This is a genomic window from Herbidospora sp. RD11066, assembly GCF_054661255.1.
In genome coordinates, this window is the sequence record NZ_BAAGDO010000001.1 from 1267026 (window position 1) to 1289444 (window position 22419).

A 22419-nucleotide genomic window follows, 5' to 3' on the forward strand; every position below is an offset into this window, starting at 1 on the left:
CCTAGCCGAGAAGGGCGTCGACCTTGGTGGCGGCCTCGGACAGCGCGTCCTCGACGGACTTGCGACCGGCCGCGGCCTCGGTGAGCTCCTGGGTGACGGCGTCCTGCATCTCCTGCTGGCGGGCGATGACCGGCGGCAGGGCGATGCTGTTCAGCGAGTCGAAGACGGCCTGGCGGTTGGCCGGGACCGGGTCCTTCAGGTAGCCGTCCAGCACGGTCTTGTCGGAGACCGGCGGGAGCTCCCACGAACCGGCGATGCGGGTCGTGGCGGCCACGTTGGAGCTGCTCAGGAACTTGGCCCAGGCGTACGCCTCACGCGGGTGCTTCGTCGTGGTCGAGGCGGCCACCGAGTTGTGGAAGACGGCGCTGGCCTTCTGGGTGTCGCCGGGCTCGACCACGACGTCCCACTCGAAAGGCACGTCCTTCAGCCCGGCGAACTGCCAGATGCCGTTGTGCCACATCGCGAGCTTGCCCGACTTGAACAGGTTGGTGTCGAAGTCGACGGTGCCGCCGATCTCGGCCTCGGTCGGCATGGTCTTGCCGACCTTCTCGACCAGCCACTTCGCGGCCTTGACGCCCTGCGGGCTGTTGAACGTCGACTTGCCACCGGCCATGAACTCGCCACCGGCCTGCTTCAGGGCCTTGTAGAACTCGAAGAACGTGACCGGCTGGTAGTCGCCGAAGACGTCCTTGGACGTCAGCTTCTCCGCCGCCGCCTTCTCGTCCTCCCACGTCCAGTCGGCGGTGGGCAGCGGCACGCCGGCCTTCTCGAACAGGGTCTTGTTGTAGAGCAGGACGACGGTGGAGAACGAGGCCGGGAGCGCGAACTGCTTGCCGTCGTGCTTGAAGGCGTTCAGCGACTCCTGCGCGTAGCCGGAGGTGTCGGTGTCGCCGCCCGCCGTGCCCAGGTCGAGCAGGCTGCCCGCCCCGGCGTAGGTGACGAAGTTCTCGTAGTTCAGCTCGAAGGTGTCGGGGGCGGTCTGGCCCGCCAGGCTGGTCTGGAGCTTGGTGAAGTACTGGTCGTACGGCGCCGTCTCGACCTGCACGTCGACCGTGGGGTTCTCCTTCTCGAACGCCGCGACGATCGTGTCGAGGTCCTTCACGTGGTCGGGCGCGGCGGAGAAGGTGAAGTAGCGCAGCGTGACCTTGCCGCCCGCGGCGGGCTCTTCCGTACGGGTCGCCGACCCCTGCGAGCAGGCGGTCGCGAGCAGAGCGGTGATCAGGGTCGCGGCGACGACCCGGGCTGATCCGGCCATGGTGGTTCCTTTACTTCGGGGGGTGTTATTTGAGGCCCGACTGGGCGACGGAGGCGATGACGTGCTTCTGGGCGAACAGGTAGAGGATGAGGATCGGGACGACGCTGACGACCGACCCGGCCATCACGACGTTCCACTCGGTGGTGAACTGGCCGTGCAGGTTGGCCAGCCCCAGCGGGAGCGTCATGAACTCGGGCGACCTGATGATCACCAGCGGCCACAGGTAGCTGTTCCAGCTCGCCATGAACCCGAAGATCGCGAACGTGGCGAGGGCGGGCCTGATCAGCGGCAGCACGACCAGGGCGAAGATCCGGAAGTGCCCGGCGCCGTCGAGGACGGCCGCCTCGTCGAACTCCTTCGGCACCTGCTGGACGGCCTGCCGGAGCAGGAACACGCCGAACGCCGAGGCGATCGTCGGGGCCAGGATCGCGAAGTAGGTGTCGGTCAGGTTGAACGTCCGCATCTCGATGAACAGCGGCACGACCAGCACTTGCAGCGGGACCATCAGCGTCGCCAGGTAGACGGCGAACAGCGCGCCCCGGCCCGGGAAGGGCAGCCGGGCGAAGGCGTAGGCCGCCATCGCGCTCGTGACCAGCTGGAACACGGTCGAGGCGACGGCGATCCAGAGGCTGTTGAACATGATCCGCCAGAACGGCATGGTCTCCAGCAGCCGGGAGTAGCCGTCGAGCGTGGCGTTGTCGGGGGCGAAGTCGGGCGGCGTCTGGAGGACGGTGCCCGCCGGGGTCAGCGAGGTGATCACCGCCCAGGCGAACGGGAACAGCATGATCAGGGCGCCCAGCGCGACGAGGGCGTATTTGCCTGCTTTAGCCATAGTTCACCCACCGGCGCTGACCGCGGATCTGGAAGACCGTGACCACCAGCACGACCGCGAACAGCAGCCACGACAGGGCGGACGCCTCTCCGGCGCGGCCGTACTTGAAGGTCAGGTTGTAGACCTGCTCGACGACGACCTGCGTCGCGCCGGCCGGTCCGCCGCCGGTCATGACGTGGACCTGGTCGAAGACCTGGAACCCGTTGATCAGCGAGATGACGACGACGAAGAACGTGCTGGGCGACAGCAGCGGCAGGGTGATGCTGCGGAACCGCTGCCAGGCGTTGGCGCCGTCGACCCGCGCGGCCTCGATGTACTCCTTCGGGATGGCCTGGAGGCCCGCGAGCAGGATGATCATCACGAAGCCCAGGTCCTTCCAGGCCGAGGCCAGGATGATCGAGGGCATCGCCCAGTCGGGGTCGGTCCACCACCCCGGGCCCTCCAGCCCGACCAGCGAGATCGCCCAGTTGACGATCCCCGAGGCCGGGTTGAGCAGCCACTTCCACAGCAGCGCCACGACGACCCACGACGTGACGACCGGCAGGAAGTAGATCGCCCGGAAGATGTCCCGGCCCTTCATGGCCCGGTTGAGCAGCATCGCCAGCCCCAGGCCACCCGCGTAGACCAGCGGGAGGTACCCGGCGATGAAGTAAAGCGTGTGCCCGAACGCGGCCCGCGTCTCCTCACTCCCGAGCAGGTCGGCGTAGTTGTCCAGCCCGACCCAGCGCATCGGGGTGATCAGGTTCCACTCGTGGAACGACGTCCAGAGCGATCCGGCCATCGGGATGAGCGTGAACAGCAGCAGCGGGATCGCACTGGGGAGCAGGAAGACCGCGACGGTGAGGGCGTACCGGAGCCGCTTCTTCGGCGGCCGGAGCGGCTGACGGGCGGGAGCCTGCGGCGGGGCTTCGGTCAGGGTCATGAGCTCGCCCCTATCAGCCGAGCGCGGACCATCCGGCCCTGTTCACCCGCCGCACCCTCGGTGTCGAAAGGGGTGGCGAGGACCAGTGCGGCGGCGCCCTGGGCCCAGGAGGTGTCGTCCCAGCTCTCGACCTCGATCTCGATGTCGCGGCGGCCGGGCATGAGCTGCCTGCGGACCGCCGTGTCGAAGCCCTCGCGCCAGTACTCCCAGTGCGCCGTCCCCTCGCCGAGGACCACGACGACCTCGGGATCGACGACGTTTATCAACCCCGCCGTCGTCCGCCCGAGGATGGTGCCGGCCTCGGCGAAGATCGCGCGTGCTCTAAGGTCGCTTGCGGCAAGGGCGCCGAGGCCGTCGACCGTCGTGACGGCCAGGCCGCGCTCTTGGGCCGAAGCCACGAGACCCGCCGCTCCGACGATCGCTTCGAGGCAGCCGTACACACCGCAACCGCACAACGGGCCGTCCACGGCGACCGGGACGTGCCCGAACTCGCCGGCGCCGCCGCGGGCGCCTCGGTAGACGCGGCCGTCGGCGACGATCGCGGCGCCGACGCCGCGGCCGATGGTCAGCACGAGGAAGTCGCGGTGGGTACGGCCCCGGCCGTAGAGGCGTTCGGCCACGGCCAGCGCGTTGACGTCGTTCTCCAGGAGGACGGGAAGCTTGAGGCGGCGGCGCAGGCGGTCGCCCACCGGCATGGCCTGCCAGCCGAGAGTGGGGGCGTTCACGGTCCCGACGGCCTGGTCGTCGACGCTGCCGGGGACGCAGACCCCGACGCCGAGCAGAGGGGGGACCCGGCCCAGCACGTCGGCGACCGCTTCCGACAGGTCGCCGAGCGCGTCGGGGGAGGAGGGGTCGAAGGGGGTCTCCCAGGTGCCGAGGACGTCGCCGTCGAGGCGGACCTCGACGATGACCAGGTGCTCGGCGGTCACCTTCACGCCGAGCGCGCGTCCGGCCGTTCCGGCCAGGCCCAGGCGCTGGGCGGGGCGTCCGCCTCTGGACGGCTGGAGGTCGAGTTCCTCCAGCATGCCCGCCGCCATGAGCGCCTTGGTGAGCTGGGTGACCGTCGCGGGGGAGAGGTCCAGCTCCTTGGCTATCTCCGTGCGGCTGAGCGGCCCGACCGTGCCGAGCAGGGCGAGGATCGCCGTCCGGGTGAGGTCACCACGATCGGTCGCAGCCATCGGGCTCACTTTCTTTATTGGTAAAGTTAGTCCCGAAATATCGCTGTTCAGTTGGGTGCTGTCAAGGGTCCGAAACCAGATCGAAACCTGTCGGAACGTCAGTGGCTCCCGCACGGGCGCACGACGGCGATCGGGCAGCGGGCGTGCCGGAGCACTCTGCGGCTGACCGAGCCCATGACCATCGACCCGGCCCGGCCGCGTCCGTGCGAGCCGACCACGACGAGGTCGGCCTCGCGGGAGGCGTCGACCAGGGCCTCGACCGGGTGCGCGGAGCGCAGGTCGTCGAAGACCTCCAGCCGCGGGTAGCGCTTGCGGTGCTTGGCGAGCTGGCTGGCGGCGACGGCGCGTTGACCGGCCCTGACCTTCTCGAGGTCGAAGGTGATCTCCGGGGCGTAGGTGTGCGTGGGCAGGGCCCAGGCGTGCAGGGCGCGCACCTCCGAGCCGTTCAGGTCCGCCTGCTCGAAGGCGTAGGAGATCGGGCGCTGGCAGTCGGCGGTCTCGTCGAGGCCGACCACGATCTCGCCGACGCGGTTCCTCGGCCGGTCGCGGACGATGACGACCGGGCCGCGGGCGTGCCCGGCGAGCTGCATGCTGACCGAGCCCAGGATGCTGCCGGCCGTCCGGCCCATGCCCCGGCTGCCGAGCACCAGCTCGGCCGACTCGTCGGCGAGCCTGCGCAGCACGTCGGCCGGGCGGCCTTCGATGCTCTGCAGGCGCATCCCGAGGCCGGGCCGCTGGTCGCGCGCGGTCTTCTCGGCCTCGGTCATGATCCGGCAGGCCGCGTCCGCGAGCTGTGCGTCGAGCTCCGGCGACTGCGTGAGCTCGTACGGAGACCGGTCGATCACATGGACGACGCGCAGCCACGAACCCCTGCGGGCGGCGTCATCCGCGGCCCATTGAACGGCCGCCAGCGACATCGGCGAACCGTCGACACCGACTGTTACATCCCTCATGACTCCCCCTTGGTTTTCGCCCTTGCTTCCATAACAACGCTTGAGCTGCGCAAATACCCAGGGCCGAAAGTCCCTAACCAGGCAAACAGTGACTTTGGTCCCTATCTAGGGACAAAGGGGACGAATACGTTTGAAGACATGATTCGCGTATTTCTCGTTGACGATCACGAAGTGGTGCGGCGCGGTGTGGCCGCGCTGCTGGAGGCCGAGGGCGACATCAGGGTCGTCGGTGAGGCCGGGTCCGTCGCGTCGGCGATCACGCGTATCCCCGCGATCCGGCCCGACGTGGCCGTCCTGGACGTCCGGCTGCCCGACGGCAGCGGGGTGGACGTCTGCCGCGAGGTCCGCAGCGCCGTGCCCGAACTGCCGTGCCTGATGCTGACCTCGTACGCCGACGACGACGCCCTCTTCCAGGCCGTGATGGCCGGGGCGTCCGGCTACGTGCTGAAGCAGATCCACGGATGTGACCTGGTGGGGGCGGTGCGCACGGTGGCCGGGGGCCGCTCGCTGCTCGACCCGAAGGCCACCACCACGATGCTGCGCCGGCTCCGCGAGGACAGTGGCCGCCGCGACCCGCTGGCCGTCCTGACCGACCAGGAGCGCCGGATCCTCGAGTACATCGGCGAGGGCCTGACCAACCGGCAGATCGGCGACGAGATGTTCCTGGCGGAGAAGACCGTCAAGAACCACGTCTCACGGCTGCTCGGCAAACTGGGCATGCAGCGCCGCACCCAGGTCGCCGTGTACGCCGCCAAGATGCAGCCCGATGGGGTCAGTTGACCGGGACGTGCCAGACGAGATGGGTGCCGCCGCCCTCACGCGGGCCCGCCTCGAAGGCGCCGCCGCAGGCCGTGGCCCGTTCCTCCAGATTGCGCAGGCCGCTGCGCCGCCCGTTCGGCGGCAGGCCGACCCCGTCGTCGTCGACGACCAGGATCACCTCGTCGCCCGCCTCCAGCGACACCTCGACCCGCTTGGCCTCGGCGTGCCGGACCACGTTCGACAGCGCCTCGCGCAGCACCGCGAGCACCTGGTCGGCGATCTCCTCAGAGACGCCGTAGTCGAGCTTCCCGTCCAGCCGCAGCACCGGCCGGAACCCCAGATCCCCGTACGTCCTGTCGACCAGTTCCGCCGCCCGCGCGCGCAGCCCCGACTCGTCGGAGCCCAGCGGGCCCTGGAGGGCGAAGATCGTCGCCCGGATCTGGCGGATGGTCGCGTCGAGCTCGTCGACCGAGTGCTGCACCCGGCCCGCCGCCTCGGGGTGCTCGATCAGCCGGACCGTGCTCATCAGCGTCATCGCCACCGCGAACAGCCGCTGGATCACCACGTCGTGCAGGTCCTTGGCGATGCGGTCGCGGTCTTCCAGGAGGTTGATCCGCTCGGCGTCGCGCCGGGCCTCGGCGAGTTCGAGCGCCACGGTGGCCTGGGCCGCGAACGAGCAGAGCAGGTTCATCGTCGAGGCGCTGAACGGCATCCGGCCCGGACGTTTGCCGAAGGCCAGGATCCCGCGCACCGACCCCGCGGAACCGAGCGGGATGGCGGCGGCCGGGCCGATCGGCAGGCCGTGGATGGTCGTGTAGCCGTCGGCGGACATGTCGGTGACCGACAGGGGCTCGCCTGTCTTGAAGGACTGGCCCGCCAGGGAGGTGTCGAGGGCGAGTTCGCCGCCGACCAGGTCGTCCATGCCGTCCATGCCCAGGGCGATCAGCGCGCGCAGTGAGGTGCCGCCGTCCGTGGGGAAGAAGACCAGGGCGGTGTCGGAGTCGGCCATCTCCTTGACCCGCTCGGCCACCTGGGCCAGCACGTCGCCGGGGCCCGCGCCCGACAGCAGGTTCGTGGTCACGTCGGCGGTGGCGCGCAGCCAGATCTCGCGGCGCCGGGTCTCCTCGTACAGCCGCGCGTTCTCGATCGCCACACCCGCCGCGGTGGCCAGGGCGGTCACGACGGCCTCGTCCTCCTCGTCGAACTCGGCGCCGCCGCGCTTCTCGGTCAGGTAGAGGTTGCCGAAGACCTCGTCCCTGACCCGCAGCGGCACCCCGAGGAACGAGCCCATCGGGGGGTGGCCGTCGGGGAACCCGTAGGACTCGGGGTGGTCGGCGATCCGGGCCGTCCGCAGCGGCTGGGGCTCCTTGATGAGCTGGCCGAGCAGGCCCAGGCCGTGCGGCCAGTGCTCGATCCGGGAGATCTCCTCCTCGGTGAGCCCGACGGGGATGAACTCGACGAGACTGTGCTCGTCGCCGATGACGCCCAGGGCGCCGTAACTGGCGTCGACCAGCCGGGTGGCGGTTTCGACGATCCGCCGCAGCACCGTCTCCAGTTCGAGGTCACCGCCGATCAGGACCACCGCTTCGAGGAGGGTGTGGACCCGATCACGGGTGGCCAGCACGGCGTCGAGCCTCGTCTGGAGCTCCGAGAGGAGCTCGTCCAGCCGCATGCTCGGGATCAGCGGACGGGTCATATGCCCATCTTCCGCTCCCGAAATGGACATATCGCCCTGAGTTCGGTCAGTAGATCCGCAGGACCGAGGGGTCTGGACGATGGGCGTTCCAACCCGGAGTCAAGCCCCGGCGAGGTCCCGCCGGTTCCGCACCCCGAGCTTCCTGAAGATCTTGCGCAGGTGGTAGTCGACCGTGTGGACACTAACGAACAGCTGCGCCGCGATCTCGGGGTTGGTCGCGCCCCCGGCCGCGAGCCGTGCGATCCGGGCCTCCTGGACGGTGAGTTCCGGCCGGTCACCCGGCGTGACCGGCACCGGATCCCCGGCCGCCGAGAGCTCGTGGGCCGTCCGCTCGGCGAACCCGGCGGCGCCCATCTCGGCGAAGAGACCGTGGGCGGCCCGCAGCTGGACGCGCGCCTCCTTGATCCGCCGCTCCCGGCGGAGCCACTCGCCGTAGACCTGGTGACTGCGGGCCAGCCGTCCGGGCCCCCGGGCGCCGCGGTGATGGTCCACGGCCTCCCGGTAGAGATCGCCGTCACCACTGGTCAGCGCCCTGGCCCTGGCCAGATCGCCGAGCAGCCCCGGCGTCTTGGACGTCATCGCCAGGAGCTCCAGGCGCTCGACCAGATCGGTGTGGGGAAGCCCCGCCCGGACGGCGGCCTCGACGGCGTCGGCCAGGCAGAAGCCGAACCTCAGCCGGGGGAGGGCGGCGTCGTAACGCCCATGGGCGAGATCGGCGAGGCCGAGGGCGTAGTCGCGGTAGCCGAGCTGGTAGCCCTGACCGGTCCGCATCGCCCGCTCGGTGACCGCTTCCGCCAGCGGGCCGATCTCCCGGCCACGCCAGGCCGCCACCAGCAGCGCGCCCAGCGGAAGATCGCCCCCGCGCGCCTCCTCCAGCGCGGCCCACCGGTCGAAGAGCCGCTCGGCCTCGGTGAGCCGCCCGGCGATCAGCTCGGCCAGCCCGGCGTAACTGAGCGCGAGCGCCATCGCGATGACCGCGCCGTGCCGGGTGGCCTCGGTGTCCGACCGGACGGCCAGGGCATGCAGCGACACGTCGTCGCCGAGCAGCGCGGCGTGTGAACACGCGGCGGCCAGCCATTCGGCGGACGCTGGTTCCGCGGTTCGGACGGCGGCCACCGCCCCGGCCAGCATCGGCGCGGCGACATGGAGTCCGTCGAGGTGGAGGGCGGTGTCGGCGTCGAGGAGGAGATCGCCGACCGTGACGGCCGGGCCTGCTGGCAGCGCCCTGACCGCCTCGGCCACCCGTTGACGGTTCGGCGCCAGATCGCCGCTGATCTGCGCCTGCACGAGCGCTTCCACGAGGACATCCGTGTCCCTGAAGTGCTCGTCGGCGGCCAGCAGCGAGGCGGTGGCCGCGGCGGGCTCGCCTCGGAGGCGGTGAATCCGGGCCTGAATCCGGTACGCCCGGCTCTGGTGGCCGGGATCGGCTTCGTCGAGGAGGGTCTGGGCCATGTCGGCCGAGCCGCCCACCACCGCGGCCTCCGCCGCCGTGAGCAGGCGCCGGGTTCTGGCCGACGCGTCCGTGGACAGGGCCGCCGACCTGGCCAGGAGGGTCGCGGCGCCCGTCCAGCCGCCCCGGTCGGCGGCCCGTTCGCCGGCGCGTTCGAGTTCGGCGGCCACCGCGTCGTCGGGGCCGGTCGCGGCGGCGGCCAGATGCCAGGCCCGCAGTTCGGGATCGTCGCTCACGCCGGCGAGCGCGGCGTGCACCCGGATCCGGTCGGCGACGGACGCGTCGTGGTAGACCGCCGACCTGATCAGCGGATGCCGGAACCCGATCCGTGGCCCGATGGCCAGCAAACCCTCGACCGGCCCCGCTGCCGAGGCGCCGAAACCCAGCGCCGCCCCGGCCCGCCATAGAGTCGACGGGCTCCCCGTCGGGTCGGCGGCGGCAGTCAGCAGCAGCGCCCGCGCGTCGGGCGGCAGTGCGCGCGTCTCACCGACGAAGATCCGCGCCCCCACCGGCACCGGCTCGGGGATCGGGACCTGCCCGCTGAGCTGCTCGGAGGTCAGCGCCCGCGCCATCTCGACCAGCGCCAGCGGGTTGCCCTCGGCGAGCTCGACGATCTTCTCCTGGACGTCGCCCGCCACGACCCCCGCGACCGAGGCCGCCACCAGCCGGGCGGCGGCCACCGGGTCCAGCCCCTCGACGTCGAGCACCGGCAGCCCGTCGAGGTGGTCTCGCGTCGCGAAGATCATCGCCGTCGAGTCGGCGTGGAGGCGCCGGGCCACGAACGTCAGCACCCGGGCCGACTCCCGGTCGAGCCAGTGGGCGTCGTCCACGAGACAGAGCAGCGGCAGGTGCCCCGGCCGGGCCGCCAGCAGCCCGAGCGCCGCCACCCCGACCAGGAACGCGTCCGGCGGAGCCGACCGCTCACGGAGGCCGAACACCTGCCGGAGCGCGTCGGCCTGCGGTGACGGCAGCGTGTCGAGGTGGCCGAGGTAGGGGCGCAGGACGTGGTGGAGGGCGGCGAAGCCCAGTTCGGCCTCCGACTCGACGGCCTCGAACCGGGTCACCTCGAACTCCCCGGCGGCGATCGTGGAGGCGTACCGGAGCAGGGAGGTCTTGCCCGAACCGGGACCGCCGCGCAGGACCAGCACCCCGCTCATGCCCCGCCGCGCCTCGCCGAGGACCGCGCGCAGCCGCGCGCACTCCTCCTCCCGGCCCACCAGCTCGCCCAAACCCGCCGACCTCGGTTCGTAGTGCCCGACGCCCAAGACTACGTACACCACGGGATCGCCCCGCCACCCGGCCGCGACGACAGTGGACGCCATGCCCATGATCGATGTGTACGCGCCCAAGGGACTCATCACGAACCGCGCCGAGCTGGCGGCCCGGCTCGCCCAGGCGCTGATGCGCTGGGAGAAGGTCCCGGTCATCCCCTTCTTCCTGGACAACACCGCGGCCTTCGTCCACGAAATCGACGGCTTCTCCGACGCGGCGGGGAACACCGACCACATCCGCGTGACCGTCACCACCAACGCGGGCGCCCTCGACCGGGAGCAGCAGCTCGGCGTGGTCCGGGAGCTGACCGGCCTGGTGGCCGAGGCGGCCGGAGACCCTGGCCTGGCCGCGCGGACCTGGGTGACGCTGCTGGAGGCGGTGCCCGGCGGGTGGGGGATCGGCGGGCACGCGTACACCAACGAGGAGATCGTCCAGCACGTGCGCGCACTGCTCGGCTAGTTCTTGCGTGTCCGCGCCCGGCTCCGCCGTTGTGGTTGCGCGGGTCACGATGGAGAGGGATCTTGCTGGGGTAAGCCGATCTTTCTCAGGAGACCTCACGATGATGCCTCTTCACCTGCGCCGCCAGGGGTTCGACCCCGATCCCGAGCTGACCGCCGCCCGCGAGGAGCAGGGCGTGACGCGGGTGCCCACGCCCTACGGCCGCGAGGCCTGGCTGGTCACCCGCTACGACGACGTGCGTGACGTGCTCAGGAACGCCGAGCTGTTCAGTTACGGGCACGGGATCAACATCCCGCCGATGAACGAGGAACAGACCCGGCGCCTGAAAGCGGGCGCCCTGCTCATGATGGACCCGCCCGACCACACCCGCTTACGCCGCATGCTCACCCCCGAGTTCACGATGCGTCGCATCCGCCGCCTGGAACCCCGGGTCGTCGAGATCGTGAAAGACCACCTCGACGAGATGGAGCGCACCGGCGCCCCCGCCGACCTGGTCACCCAGTACGCCTACCCGATCCCGTCGCTGGTCATCTGCGAACTGCTCGGCGTCCCCTACGACGACCGCGACGACTTCCAGGAACGCGGCAAGGTCTTCCTCGACTTCAACCTGCCACCCGAGGCGCGCGGCAAGGCCCAGATGGAATCGGCCGCCTACATGGGCGAACTGGTCGCGCGGGCCAGGGTCGAACCGGGCGACGACCTGCTCGGCATGCTCGTGCGCGACCACGGCGACGACGTGACCGACGTCGAACTGATCGGCCTGGGCGGCCTGCTCCTGCTCGCCGGGCACGAGACGACCGCCAGCATGATCGGCCTCGGCACGCTGGCCCTGCTCCGCCACCCCGACCAGCTCGCCCTCTTCCGCGAGGACCCCGCCCGCGTCGACGGCATGGTCGAGGAACTGCTGCGCTGGCTCACCATCATCCACTCGGGCGCCCTCAAGGTCGCCACCGCCGACACCGAGATCGCCGGCGTCAAGATCGCGAAGGGTGACCCGGTCGTCGTCTCCCTCCCGGCGGCCAACCGCGACCCCGCCCTGACCAAGGACCCCGACGTCTTCGACATCACCCGCCCCGACAGCCCCCACGTCGCCTTCGGCTACGGCGCCCACCACTGCATCGGCGCCCCGCTGGCCCGCATGGAGATGCGCATCGCCTTCCCGGCCCTGTTCGACCGCTTCCCGGACCTGCGGGAGGCCGGGGAGCCGGAGTTCCGCTCGTTCAACGTCGTCTACGGCCTGACCAAGTTCCCTGTGGCCTGGTAAAAGCTCTTTCTTCCGTTACGGCTCCGCCTACCACGGCACCGCCCGCCGCCCCTGGTGGCGGGCGGCAGTCCGGCGCTCCGCACCCGCTCAGAACCCGCGCCGCAACGACTTCACCGGGGGATGCGCACCGTCTCCACCCAGCCCGGGGGAGGCGGGGCGTTCAGGCCGATCAGGGCCGCGATCAACCGGCACGACTCGGGCTCGTCCGGCCACGGGGTGTATCCGTCGGTGAGGACGATCACCACGTTGGGCCGGTCGGGCCCCGCCAGGGCAGCCGAGATGCCGACCCGCATGTCCGTGCCGCCCCCGCCCGCCAGGGTGACCTGCTCGGCGGAGGTCACCCGCGAGACGGCGTGCACGTCGGCGTCGCACGCCAGCACCGTCACCCGGTTGCCGTGCACGCCGACCTCCCGCAGCACCCCCGTCACCTCGGCCAGCGCTGCGGCGAGTTCGTCGTCGCCCATCGACCCCGACGCGTCCACCACGATCGCCACCCTCGGCAGCGGACGCCGCAGGCTCGGCAGCACCACCCCGCGCATGGCCGCCGACCGGCGGGAGGGTCGCCGGTAGGTGTAGTCGACCGCGCCACCCGCCCACGCCACCGCCTCGCGGACCGCCCCCGTCAGCACCTGCCGCCAGTCGACGACCGGTTCGAGCACCTGCTCGGCCCATCGCTTCCACCCCTCGGGCAGCGTCCCCCGGCTGCGCTGGTGCGCCCGCATCGCCTCGGCGGTGTGCCGCCGCAGCGACTCGGCCTCGACCGGCCCGACCACGGGCGCACCGCCCGGGACCTCCCACGGGGAGGGCCGCCCATGGGCGCCGGAACCGCAGTCGACCGTGTGCGACATGGCGGGCAGCTTCGGCACGTACTCCTCGAACAGCCCGCCCGTCTCCAGCCCGAACAGGCGGGGCTCCATCCGCCCCGCCGGCAGGGGGAGCCGGTCGGCGAGCAGGTCGTCGTTGATCTCGCAGTCCTGGGCGACGTTGACCTTCAGCCGATCGCGCTGCTCGGCCGCGGGCAGCCGATCGGCCCGGGTGTGATGGTCACGGAGGAGGTGGGAGACCTCGTGGATCCAGACCGCGGCCAGCTCGTTGACGGGCGTGGCCTCGACGAAGGCGGGGGAGACGTAACAGCGCCAGTGCCGGTCGACCCCCATCGTGGGCACCTGATCGCTGGGGACGATCGAGAGGGCGTACAGGGCGGGGGCGAAGTAGGGCCGATCGGTCGCCGCGCGATAGCGGGCGGCGAGCAGCTTCACCCGATCCAGGTCCGGCATCGTCAGAGTGCGCCCGACAGCTGGAGGAGGTCGACGAAGGCGTCGATGCCCGGCGGGACCGGCCACGTGAGGTCGCGCATCGAAGCCAGGTCCATCGCGGCGCGGGCCGCGACGTCGGGGACGCCCGCGTCCACCGCCTTGGCCAGCACCACCCACCCGGCCTCCCAGCGGCGCTGGGTGAGGTCGCCCTGCACGGCCGCCACGACGGCGGTCAGGAACGCCAGCTGGCGGTCACCGCGGTCGGGGAGCTTGAACGCGTCGGGGTTGGCGAGCACCCGGTCGGGGTCGGGCAGGTCGAGTTCCTCCAGGTAGGAGATGAGCTCGACGCCCGCGCCGTCGCCCACCGCGCCGACGATCGCCGCCGCCAGGGGTTCGCGGCCGGTGCCGCTCGCGTAGGCGACCGCGAGGAGCTTGAGCGCCATCTCCCACGTACGCGGCGACGGCCAGGCCCCACCCCGGCTCTCCGCGTCGGCCGGAAGGTGGTGCGTCAGCCCCGGCCGGGCGGTGAGGAACCCCGACACCGCGCCCCTGGCCCGCGCGACCGCGCCCGAGACCCGGTGGGGGTCGATGGCCGGGATCGGCGCCGTCGGCCAGGTCCCGGCCAGCCCCCGGGCGACGGTCCGGGGATCGTGCGTCCAGCGCAGGTGGACGAACCGGTTGGCCAGCGGCGGGCTCAGATGCCACCCGTCGGCCGCACTCGACGGCGGGTTCGCCGCCGCCACGATCCGCACGGGGTCGGGCAGGGTCAGGCTCCCGACCCTGCGCTCCAGCACCACCCGCAGCAGGGCGGCCTGCACGGCCGGGGGCGCCGACGACAGCTCGTCGAAGAACACCAGCCCCTCACCGGCCCTGCTCACCCGCACCGCCCAGTCGGGCGGCGCCATCGGCACCCCCGTCACGGCCGGGTCGTCGCCGACGATCGGCAGCCCGGCGAAGTCGGAGGGCTCGTGGACGCTCGCGATCACCGTCTCCATCGGCAGCCCGAGCCCGCGCGCGAGCTGCTCCAGCCCGGCCGACTTCCCGATGCCCGGCTCACCCCACAGCAGCACGGGCAGGTTCGCCGAAACGGCCAGCGCGAGCGCTTCGAGCTGCGCGCTCGCGACCGGTTCGGTCCGGGAGATTCGCAGCCGCCGGTTGATGTCGTCGGCCGCAGCCAGATTGTGGTTCACGTCGTCTTCCTAGTCGTCCCGGCCGGTTCCGATGCCGGAGTGGTCGCGGGCGGGTTCGGTCAGCAGGGCGGCCAGGTCGGTGCGCTGGCCACGGGGGATCAGGTCGGCCGGGGTCAGGCCCGCCGCGTCGGTCAGGTCGAGGCGCGCTCCGGCCGCGCGGAGGGCGGCGACCAGTTCGGGTGAGCCGCCGGACACGACCGCGGTGTGCAGCGGGGTGCGGCCCAGGTTGTCGCGGCCGTTCACGTCCAGTCCGGCCGCGAGGAGGCGGGGCAGCAGGTCGGCGTGGTCGACCAGGTAGAGCAGGTGGAGGAGGGTCTGGTGGTCGCCGTCCGTGACGTGGGGGTCGAATCCGGCGTCCAGGAGCTCCAGCACGGCCGAGGTGTCGCCGTGCTGGACGTACAGGAGCAGGTCCTGCCGCTGGCGGCCCAGCCTCTTGGGTAGACGGCCCTCCCTGGACCTCCACGCCCGCTGCGCCAGGAAGCACCCGTTCACGTCGCCGCCGAAGGCGCCCATCGCCAACTCGCGGCCCTGTTCCTCTGGGCTGTGCGGGATCAGGAGTGCGCCGTTGCCGTGGGTGACCTCGTGCCATTCGCCGCCGCAGCGGACACGTACCGGAAGGAGGGGTTCCGGGCCGCGTGGTCCTGAAGCGGTCGGCGGAAGGGCGGGGAAGAGGGCCGCCCTGACCAGGGGATGCAACTCGCCGGGGGACAACCGGCCAGCGCGCAGCAGGTCGGGGACGAGATGCCGCAGGTCGTCCACGACCTCGGCGGGAAGCCCTGAAGGGTCGAAGGCGAGGCCGACGCCCGCGGCCTCGCAGGCGCCCTGCCAGTCGCCGGCCAGGCGGCGTTCGGTGGCCTGCTCGATCATCCACCCCGGCACCGCGAAGCGGCGGACCCGCTGCCAGCGGGTCAGTTCCGGCGACATGATCACCGGTGCGGACCGTCAGTCGTCGTCTTCATCTTCGTCGTCATAGTCCTCGTAGCCGACGCCGATGTCCGGGAAGTCGCGTTCGATCTCCTTGCGGAGTTCCAGCAGGTCCTTGCGGCGGCGGCGACGGATCAGGTCGGCCAGGGACCAGTCCTCCCAGTCGACCACGTCGATCGCGCCACCCGCCGCGCGGAGCGCAGCCACCAGCGCCGGGGTGCCGTAGGCGGCCACCGCGTGGTGCAGCGGGGTGCGTTCCTGGTAGTCGGTCGCGTTCACGTCGAGACCCGCTTCCAGGAGGCGGGGGAGCAGGAGCTCGTGGTCGACCAGGTGGAGCAGGTGCAGGAGAGTGCGCTGACGGCCGTCGCGGACGCGAGGGTCGACCCCGGCGTCCAGGAGCCGGATCACGCCCTGGGTGTCGCCGTGCTGGGCGGTCATGAACAGGTCGCGGCGCTGGAACCGCAGCTTCTTGGGCACGCGGCCCTTGCCGGTCGTCCACGACTGCTGGGCCGCGAAACAACCGGACACGGCACCGCCCAGGGCGCGCATGGCGCGTTCGCGGCGCTGCTCGTCGTCGCTGTGCGGGATCTGGAGGGTGCCGCCGCCGGAGAGCACCTCGTGCCACTCTCCCGAGCACTTCACCCGGACCGGGTAGGGCAGCGGCACGCCGCTCGGGCCCGACTCCCCGGCCGGGAGGTCGGGGCGGAGCACCTCGCGGACGAGAGGGTGCAGGTCGTCGGGGGTCAGCAGGCCGGCGTGCAGCAGGTCGAGGTCGGGCAGCCGCCGCCAGTGGACCTCGGCCAGTTCGGTGTGGGGGTGGTCGGCGCGGTCGCGGATACTGCGCGCTTTGAGGCCCTCGCCCCAGGGTTCGAGCAGGATGTGGTGCGGATAGTCGGCGCTCTCGATGCGGAAGCGCTTGTCCACACCTCGTGCGGTGAGCCGGGCGACCTCGTCGGTCAGGCGCGACAGGTCCAGCGGCATGTCGGCCAGCAGTCCGAGATGGTCGAGGCGCCATTCCTTCCTCGCGCCGCCCGGGACGAGCTCCAGTTCGATGCCGGCCGCCGCGAACGCCTCCTCGACCCGGCCCGCCATGAGGAGTCCGGTCGCCCTGCCGCCCCCGACGGGCAGCTCGGCGGTGTGGCGGGCGTCCCAGAGGTGGCGGGCGTTGGTCCAGTCGACGTCTTCGAGGCCGTAGTGGTCGCCCTCTTCGTCGGCGGGGGCGAGGCGCAGGGTGAGCCGTTGCGGGCCCTCGTTCAGCAGGGGCGTGGTGACCTGGAGTTCGTCGGCGCCGTAGCTGACGAGGGTGATGCGCTGGAGGACGGCCATCGTCCCGGCGCTGTGACCGCCCCGGGGCGTGTGCCAGCGCAGCAGGTCGGGGACGAGATGCCGCAGGTCGTCCACGACCTCGGCGGGAAGCCCTGAAGGGTCGAAGGCGAGGTCCACGCCCGCGGCCTCGCAGGCGCCCTGCCAGTCGCCGGACAGGCGGCGTTCGGTGGCCTTCTCGATCATCCAGCGGGGGACGGCGTAGCGGCGGGCCTGGTGCCAGTGGGCCAGTTCCTCGCGGACCGAGCGCGGAAACACGGTGGTCATCGGTAGAGGCTTCCGATCGCGACCAGGTCGGGGTGGGCGGGGGCGGCGGGGCGCAGGCGCGGGGTGAACGACCGCTTGACCCTGCGGGGGAGGCCGGGGCCGAGGCCGACGTACTCCAGCCGGGTGTCCTCGGGCACCCCTGCCAGCAGGGCCTTGGCGCCGCGTCCGGTGAGGCCGGTGTGGCGGAGCTCCAGGCGGCGCAGCGGGCTGCCCGACAGGGCTCCGGCCAGGGCGTTCACTCCGAGGTCGCCGGTGGTGTTGGGGGGTGCGCCGAGGCTGCGCTCGGAGAGGGGGCGGCCGAGATCGAGGGAATCGATGCCCGCGAGAGCGTCGGCGAGGGCGGTCGCGCCGTTCGGGCCGATGCCGTTGCCGCCGAGGCCGAGCCGCACCGGGCGATCAGGGTCGCTCGCCGCGGCGAGGATCGCGGCGCCCTCGTCGCCGAGGTGGTTCGACTGCACGTACAGCTCCCGCAGGCCGGTGCCGGTGATCAGCGCGGCCAGCAGCGGCGCGGCGCCGGGGCCGAGGCCGTTGCCGCCGAGGAACAGCCGCTCCAGCGGGGTCTCCCTGGTCAGCAGCGCGCTGACCAGCACTTCCAGGGAGGCCATGGTCAGGCCGGTGTTGAACAGGTCGAGAGTGCGGAGCGTGGTGTTGCGGCCGAGCATCGCCGCCAGCGCGCGCACACCCGCCGCGCCGACGGGGTTCCGCTTGAGCCACAGCGCCCGCACGGTGCCGTCGCCGCCGAGCCGGTCGGCCAGGGCCGCCGTGCCGTCGGGGCCGATGCGGTTGCAGCCGAGGTAGAGGGTCCGCAGGCGGTGCCCCTCGCCGAGGGCGCCCGCGACCGCGCGCGCCCCGTCGTCGCCGATGGCGTTGGTGCCCAGCAGCAGGTGGACGGCATGGGGCGACGCCGTCGCCACCGGCAGCAGCCGGGCCACCCCGGGCACGCCCAATCCCTGCTTGCACAGGTCGACCCGCCCGTCGGGGCGCAGAGCGCCGAGCGGGAACACCTCGTCGGCGGCGACCGCGCGATCGTCGGCCAGCCGGGCGAGCAGCGGGTCGAGGTCTGCCGACGCTGCCAGGGGGACGTCGGGGTGCTCGATGGCCGGGCAGCGTACGGGCACAGGTTCCACGGTCACCACTCCACCGGTCGGAAGTCCTTCAGGAAATATCCGGAAACTGGCTGGCCGCCGACCCCCCGGACGATCGGGTCGTACACCCTCGCGGCCCCGTCGATGACGTCGAGCGGCGGCCGGAACCTGCTGTTCGCCTTCTCCGGGTGGGGCCGCTCGTCGGTGCACCAGCCGGTGTCCACGCTGTTCATGTGGATCCCGGCGGCGGCGTAGTCGGGGGCGGCGGTGCGGGTCAGCATGTTCAGCCCGGCCTTGGCCATGTTCGTGTGCGGATGGCGGACCGTCTTGTTGGGCCGCGAGAAGCTGCCCTCCATCGCCGAGACCTGCACGACGTAACGATCGGGGTGCGGCGAGGCCTCCAGCAGCCCCCGCAGCCGCGAGGTCAGCAGGAACGGCGCGAAGGAGTTCACGAGCTGCACCTCCAGCCACTCGGCCGCGTCGACCTCGTGCAACCGCAGACTCCAGCTGTTGCGCTCCCGCAGATCGAGCGGCTGCCCGCTCTCGTCGAGCAGCCCGGCGGGAAAGAGCGCCTCGATCTCGTCGGCGGAAAGGAGGGCATCCGACCCACCGAATCGAGAGGGACCCGCCGCGAGGTCGCGCGCCGTCCCGACGGCCTCCGGCCAGGCCGGCCGGGTGCCGACCTCGAAAGAGCCGTTGGCCACCCCGAAAGAGCCGTTGGCCACCCCGGGAGCGCCGACGGCTACATCGGAGGTGGCGGTGACCGCCGTCATGGCGGCGCCCGTGATGCGGATGCGGGCCGCCGGGCCGTCCAACGGCAGGCTTTCCGCCGCTCGCACCTCGCGGTGGTAGGCCGCGGGGCGGCGGATCGTCTGGGCGGCGTTGTTGACGAGGATGTCGAGGTGGTCGAACCGCTCGTGGACGACCTTCAGCAGGCCCGCCACCCCCGGCAGGTCCAGCAGGTCGACCCCGTGCACGTGTAACCGGTCGAGCCACTCGCCCGCGTCGGGCACGGCGGCGAAACGGCGGGTCGCGTCGGCGGGGAAACGGGTGGTCACCAGGACCTCCGCGCCGTCGCGCAGCAGCTTCAGCGCGGTCTGGAAGCCGATCTTCACCCGGCCGCCGGTGATCAGGGCCCGGCGTCCGCGCAGGTCGCAGCGGGCGACGCGACGGGCCAGGTTCTCCTCGGCGCACTCGGGACACAGCAGGTGGTAGACGGGGTGGACCAGGTCGTACACCGACTTGCAGGTGTAGCAGCGGCGGGTGCCGACCAACGGGCGCGGGCCCGACGAAGGGGCGGACTCGACGGGCGCGGAATCGGGGTTCTGGCTGCGGTGCCGTTCGGTCGCGGCGCTGGCGAGGTCGTCGCGCTGCCTGCGGTCGGCGTGGCGGGCGGCCTTGCGGGACTTCTTGTCCGCGCGGTAGACCTGCGCGGCGGCCTCACGCACCTTCGTCCAGCGGGGATCGCCGGGGTCGGCGGTGCGGGCCTCTTCGAGCACCCGCAGGCAGGTTTCCACGTCAGAAGCCACGCGTCCCCCCTCCGGCAAAGAAAAGTGCACGGCCGACCGGATTCGAACCGGCGTCCTCCGCATCGAATTGGGGCGCGACGACCTCTGCGCTACGACCGTGCCGCCGAAAGGCTAGCGCACCCCACCGACATTCCGGATCTTGTTCGCGAATACCGCGAATTGCACGGCCGACCGGAATCGAACCGGCGCGCTTGGACGGTGCGGTCGGCACCCTACCCCACGCGTGTCCATCCGCAGATCTCGGACACATGCTGCTTAACCTGGGAAAACAGTTCGGATCCTGGGGGAACTCCATGCGCAAGTCGCCGCACATCACCTCGCTGGCGAACGTCCGGCCCATGTTCGAGAACGATCTCGGCTCCGTCACCATGGTCGACGAGAAGGTGATGCCGATTCTGGACAAGCTGTCGCTCAAGCGGCTCTTCCTCGAACCGGGCGCGATCCGCGAACCGCAGTGGAACATCAACGCCAACCAGCTCGCCTACTGCGTCTCCGGCACGGTGCTGGTGTCGATTCTCGGCAACCTCGACACGTTCGCGTCGTTCATCGTGCGGCCGGGGGAGATGTACCACGTCGAGTCGGGCGCGGTTTATCACATCGAGAACATCGGCGACGACCGCGCCGAACTCGTCTTGGCCCTGCGCAATGAGCGGCCGCAGCACTTCTCGGTGCGCGACAGTTTCACCGCGATGACCGACGCCGTGCTCGGCAACACCTTCGACCTCCAGGCCTCGGCGTTCAAGAACTTCGAGCGGTCACCGGCGCAGCAGATCGTGCGGCGCAACGGCTCGCTCGACGTGCCGTCGAACGCCGGGCTGCCCAACGCGCGGCTGTTCGACATCGAGAGCCAGGCGCCGGTGCTGACCTATTCGTACGGCGACGCGCGGATGGCGCGTTCGCAGTTCTGGGCCGCCCTCGACGACATCTCGATGTACTCGCTCCGGGTCAGGGAGAGCGGCATGCGGGAGCCGCACTGGCATCCGGTCACCGCCGAGATGGGCTACGTCGCCAAGGGCCACGCGCGGATGCGCGTGCTCGACCCCGATCTCAGCATGGACGAATATCTCCTCGGCCCCGGCGACGTCTATTTCGTGCCGAGGGCGTACCCGCACCACATCGAGGTCATCGGCGACGAGGAAATCCACTTCCTCATTTTCTTCGACCAGCCGATGCCCGCCGACATCGGATATCGGGCCACCGCGACGGCGTTCTCACGCGAAGTCCTCGCCGCGAGTTTCGCCATCCCGGAAAGGGAGCTCCCGCAATTCCCCTTCACTCCGGTCGACCCGCTTTTCGTGAAGCGCGTCAATCCCAGCGACCCCGTAAGTAAGTGACGCCAGCAGAAAGAGCGTCAGGGTGAGCCGGAGGTCGGCGTCCAGCAGGAAGACGACGGCGGCTAGCAGCCAGCAGACCCGGGCCTTCCTCACAGCAGCATCGTGATCGGCAGCGAGCAGCCCAGCAGGGCGACCACGGCGGCGGCGCTGCCGGCGATCCACGTCGTGAGGGGCGCGTTGACCAGCGGGCCCATCAGGTCGCGGTCGCGGCAGAAGTAGACCAGCAGGAACAGCACCACCGGCACGCCGAGCGAGATGACCACCTGGCTCAGCACCAGCAGATCGGTGAGCGGGACCCCGGACAGCAGCGCCAGCACGGCCGGGGTCATCGTCACGATCCGCCGCAGGTGGACGGGCACCCGCACGTCGAGGAACCCGCGCATCACGACGTCACCGGCGAGCGTCCCGATGCCCGACGACGACAGCCCCGACGACAGCAGCGCCACCGCGAACGCCAGCGCCGCGAACCCGCCCGCCAGGGTGCCGAGCTGGGCGTGGGCGGCCGTCAGGTCGCCGGTCCAGGTGCCGCCGCTGGCCACGCCGAGCCCGGCGCCGAGCGCGATCATCGACACGTTGATGACCGTGGCCACCCCGAGGGCCAGCGAGCAGTCCCACCGCAGGATCCGCCGCACCAGCCCCGGCTGCGCGCGGGCCGCCTCGGTGGTCATCCCGCGCCCCTGCACCAGCGCGGAGTGCAGGTAGACCGCGTGGGGCATGACGGTGGCGCCGACGATCCCCATGGCCAGCAGCAACGCGCCCGCCCCGCCCAGATTGGGGATCAGCCCGGCGGCCAGCCCACCCGCCGACTGGTGGCCGGTCGCGACGATGTCGTAGCCGACCCCGGCGCCGACGAACATCAGCGCCGCCGCGCTCATCAGCTCGAACGGCCGGGTGCGCCCCTTGCGCCGCAGCTCCAGCAGCGCCAGCGAGATCACCGCCGTGGTGATCGCCGACATCCACACCGGCATCCCGAACAGCAGCTGCATCCCGATGGCCGCCCCGACGAACTCGGCCAGGTCGGTGGCGAGCACGACGATCTCCGCCTGCATCCACAGCAGCAGGCTGCCGCGCCGGGTGAACCGCCGGCGGCACAGCTCGGGCAGGTTCAGCCCGGTCGCCATGCCCAGCTTGGCCGCCTGGAACTGCACCAGGATCGCGACGAGGCTGGCGGCCACGACGACCCAGACGAGCAGATAGCCGAGGGTCGCTCCGGCGGTCAGGTTGGTCGCCACGTTCCCCGGGTCGACGTAGGCGATCGCGGCCACGAAAGCGGGCCCCAGCATGGGGGCAACTTTCCAATTTGATGGACGTATGCCGGATTTAACGAGATTGGGGCGAGCAATCACAGTGATTTCCTTGTTTGATAGGTTTTGGAAATCGCCACACCGAGTCAAATGTTCCCTTGGTTGGTCAGTCGTGAAACGCGAGTGCGCGAATTGCGCAATTCCGATAAATCCGGATATGTTCTCTT

General features: G+C 71.4%; 18 protein-coding genes and 1 tRNA gene. 4 read left to right on the forward strand and 15 right to left on the reverse strand.

Going from position 1 to position 22419, the window contains the following annotated elements; genetic code table 11:
- Position 1: 1 nt before the first annotated feature.
- The 5 genes from ACYQ78_RS05675 to ACYQ78_RS05695 all read right to left on the reverse strand — a co-directional run bounded on the left by ACYQ78_RS05675 (position 2) and on the right by ACYQ78_RS05695 (position 5140).
- Complete coding sequence (locus ACYQ78_RS05675) at positions 2 to 1255, reverse strand: ABC transporter substrate-binding protein (protein WP_459799600.1); 1254 nt, start codon at positions 1253 to 1255, stop codon at positions 2 to 4.
- Positions 1256 to 1280: 25 nt separating this feature from the next.
- Positions 1281 to 2087 (reverse strand): carbohydrate ABC transporter permease, encoded by an 807-nt coding sequence (locus ACYQ78_RS05680; protein WP_459799601.1) that lies wholly within the window; start codon positions 2085 to 2087, stop codon positions 1281 to 1283.
- Positions 2080 to 3009, reverse strand: coding sequence for a carbohydrate ABC transporter permease (locus ACYQ78_RS05685; RefSeq protein ID WP_459799602.1), 930 nt, complete (start codon positions 3007 to 3009; stop codon positions 2080 to 2082). Before ACYQ78_RS05685 ends, ACYQ78_RS05680 begins: the two co-directional genes overlap by 8 nt.
- Complete coding sequence (locus tag ACYQ78_RS05690; RefSeq protein WP_459799603.1) at positions 3006 to 4187, reverse strand: ROK family protein; 1182 nt, start codon at positions 4185 to 4187, stop codon at positions 3006 to 3008. The genes ACYQ78_RS05685 and ACYQ78_RS05690 overlap by 4 nt, the downstream gene beginning before the upstream one ends.
- A 98-nt stretch (positions 4188 to 4285) precedes the next feature.
- Positions 4286 to 5140 (reverse strand): universal stress protein, encoded by an 855-nt coding sequence (locus tag ACYQ78_RS05695; protein WP_459799604.1) that lies wholly within the window; start codon positions 5138 to 5140, stop codon positions 4286 to 4288.
- A 138-nt stretch (positions 5141 to 5278) separates the two neighbouring features.
- Here ACYQ78_RS05695 and ACYQ78_RS05700 point away from each other — a divergent pair, with 138 nt between their 5' ends.
- Positions 5279 to 5920 (forward strand): response regulator, encoded by a 642-nt coding sequence (locus tag ACYQ78_RS05700; protein WP_459799605.1) that lies wholly within the window; start codon positions 5279 to 5281, stop codon positions 5918 to 5920.
- On the opposite strand, the gene ACYQ78_RS05705 is transcribed toward ACYQ78_RS05700, so the two are convergent.
- Positions 5913 to 7595 carry a sensor histidine kinase gene (locus ACYQ78_RS05705; RefSeq protein WP_459799606.1) on the reverse strand — a complete coding sequence of 561 codons (1683 nt, stop codon included), beginning with the start codon at positions 7593 to 7595 and terminating at the stop codon, positions 5913 to 5915. The two genes, ACYQ78_RS05700 and ACYQ78_RS05705, sit on opposite strands and share 8 nt — an antisense overlap.
- A 99-nt stretch (positions 7596 to 7694) precedes the next feature.
- Positions 7695 to 10367: an AAA family ATPase gene (locus ACYQ78_RS05710; RefSeq protein ID WP_459799607.1), complete on the reverse strand. Its 2673-nt coding sequence runs from the start codon at positions 10365 to 10367 to the stop codon at positions 7695 to 7697.
- Here ACYQ78_RS05710 and ACYQ78_RS05715 point away from each other — a divergent pair.
- Positions 10366 to 10776 (forward strand): tautomerase family protein, encoded by a 411-nt coding sequence (locus ACYQ78_RS05715; protein ID WP_459799608.1) that lies wholly within the window; start codon positions 10366 to 10368, stop codon positions 10774 to 10776. The two genes, ACYQ78_RS05710 and ACYQ78_RS05715, sit on opposite strands and share 2 nt — an antisense overlap.
- A gap of 100 nt (positions 10777 to 10876) precedes the next feature.
- Entirely contained in the window at positions 10877 to 12040 is a 1164-nt protein-coding gene (locus tag ACYQ78_RS05720) for a cytochrome P450 (RefSeq protein ID WP_459799609.1), read from the forward strand.
- Between the two features lie 110 nt (positions 12041 to 12150).
- Here ACYQ78_RS05720 and ACYQ78_RS05725 read toward each other — a convergent pair whose 3' ends face one another.
- From ACYQ78_RS05725 to ACYQ78_RS05755, 7 genes are all read right to left on the reverse strand, one after another.
- Entirely contained in the window at positions 12151 to 13317 is a 1167-nt protein-coding gene (locus ACYQ78_RS05725) for a vWA domain-containing protein (protein WP_459799610.1), read from the reverse strand.
- Positions 13318 to 13319: 2 nt separating this feature from the next.
- Positions 13320 to 14486, reverse strand: a complete 1167-nt coding sequence (locus tag ACYQ78_RS05730) for an AAA family ATPase (protein ID WP_459799611.1) — start codon at positions 14484 to 14486, stop codon at positions 13320 to 13322.
- A 9-nt stretch (positions 14487 to 14495) separates the two neighbouring features.
- Positions 14496 to 15410: an ankyrin repeat domain-containing protein gene (locus ACYQ78_RS05735; protein ID WP_459799756.1), complete on the reverse strand. Its 915-nt coding sequence runs from the start codon at positions 15408 to 15410 to the stop codon at positions 14496 to 14498.
- Between the two features lie 18 nt (positions 15411 to 15428).
- Positions 15429 to 17000 carry an ankyrin repeat domain-containing protein gene (locus ACYQ78_RS05740; RefSeq protein WP_459799612.1) on the reverse strand — a complete coding sequence of 524 codons (1572 nt, stop codon included), beginning with the start codon at positions 16998 to 17000 and terminating at the stop codon, positions 15429 to 15431.
- Entirely contained in the window at positions 16997 to 18127 is a 1131-nt protein-coding gene (locus tag ACYQ78_RS05745) for a leucine-rich repeat domain-containing protein (protein WP_459799613.1), read from the reverse strand. The genes ACYQ78_RS05740 and ACYQ78_RS05745 overlap by 4 nt, the downstream gene beginning before the upstream one ends.
- Before the next feature lie 2 nt (positions 18128 to 18129).
- Positions 18130 to 19614 (reverse strand): SDR family NAD(P)-dependent oxidoreductase, encoded by a 1485-nt coding sequence (locus tag ACYQ78_RS05750; protein WP_459799614.1) that lies wholly within the window; start codon positions 19612 to 19614, stop codon positions 18130 to 18132.
- 27 nt (positions 19615 to 19641) lie between these two features.
- Positions 19642 to 19713: transfer RNA gene (locus tag ACYQ78_RS05755), tRNA-OTHER, on the reverse strand.
- 194 nt (positions 19714 to 19907) lie between these two features.
- Here ACYQ78_RS05755 and ACYQ78_RS05760 point away from each other — a divergent pair.
- Positions 19908 to 20948: a cupin domain-containing protein gene (locus tag ACYQ78_RS05760; protein ID WP_459799615.1), complete on the forward strand. Its 1041-nt coding sequence runs from the start codon at positions 19908 to 19910 to the stop codon at positions 20946 to 20948.
- Positions 20949 to 21037: 89 nt separating this feature from the next.
- Here the strand turns inward: ACYQ78_RS05760 and ACYQ78_RS05765 are convergent, their stop codons facing one another.
- Positions 21038 to 22231, reverse strand: coding sequence for an Nramp family divalent metal transporter (locus ACYQ78_RS05765; protein ID WP_459799616.1), 1194 nt, complete (start codon positions 22229 to 22231; stop codon positions 21038 to 21040).
- Between the last annotated feature and the right edge of the window lie 188 nt (positions 22232 to 22419).

Coding starts and splice junctions, on each gene's coding strand:
- ACYQ78_RS05675 (WP_459799600.1), bottom strand. CDS start 1,255: ATGGCCGGATCAGCCCGGGTCGTCGCCGCGACCCTGATCACCGCTCTG.
- ACYQ78_RS05680 (WP_459799601.1), bottom strand. CDS start 2,087: ATGGCTAAAGCAGGCAAATACGCCCTCGTCGCGCTGGGCGCCCTGATC.
- ACYQ78_RS05685 (WP_459799602.1), bottom strand. CDS start 3,009: ATGACCCTGACCGAAGCCCCGCCGCAGGCTCCCGCCCGTCAGCCGCTC.
- ACYQ78_RS05690 (WP_459799603.1), bottom strand. CDS start 4,187: ATGGCTGCGACCGATCGTGGTGACCTCACCCGGACGGCGATCCTCGCC.
- ACYQ78_RS05695 (WP_459799604.1), bottom strand. CDS start 5,140: ATGAGGGATGTAACAGTCGGTGTCGACGGTTCGCCGATGTCGCTGGCG.
- ACYQ78_RS05700 (WP_459799605.1), top strand. CDS start 5,279: ATGATTCGCGTATTTCTCGTTGACGATCACGAAGTGGTGCGGCGCGGT.
- ACYQ78_RS05705 (WP_459799606.1), bottom strand. CDS start 7,595: ATGACCCGTCCGCTGATCCCGAGCATGCGGCTGGACGAGCTCCTCTCG.
- ACYQ78_RS05715 (WP_459799608.1), top strand. CDS start 10,366: ATGCCCATGATCGATGTGTACGCGCCCAAGGGACTCATCACGAACCGC.
- ACYQ78_RS05710 (WP_459799607.1), bottom strand. CDS start 10,367: ATGGCGTCCACTGTCGTCGCGGCCGGGTGGCGGGGCGATCCCGTGGTG.
- ACYQ78_RS05720 (WP_459799609.1), top strand. CDS start 10,877: ATGATGCCTCTTCACCTGCGCCGCCAGGGGTTCGACCCCGATCCCGAG.
- ACYQ78_RS05725 (WP_459799610.1), bottom strand. CDS start 13,317: ATGCCGGACCTGGATCGGGTGAAGCTGCTCGCCGCCCGCTATCGCGCG.
- ACYQ78_RS05735 (WP_459799756.1), bottom strand. CDS start 15,410: ATGTCGCCGGAACTGACCCGCTGGCAGCGGGTCCGCCGCTTCGCGGTG.
- ACYQ78_RS05740 (WP_459799612.1), bottom strand. CDS start 17,000: ATGACCACCGTGTTTCCGCGCTCGGTCCGCGAGGAACTGGCCCACTGG.
- ACYQ78_RS05760 (WP_459799615.1), top strand. CDS start 19,908: ATGCGCAAGTCGCCGCACATCACCTCGCTGGCGAACGTCCGGCCCATG.
- ACYQ78_RS05765 (WP_459799616.1), bottom strand. CDS start 22,231: ATGCTGGGGCCCGCTTTCGTGGCCGCGATCGCCTACGTCGACCCGGGG.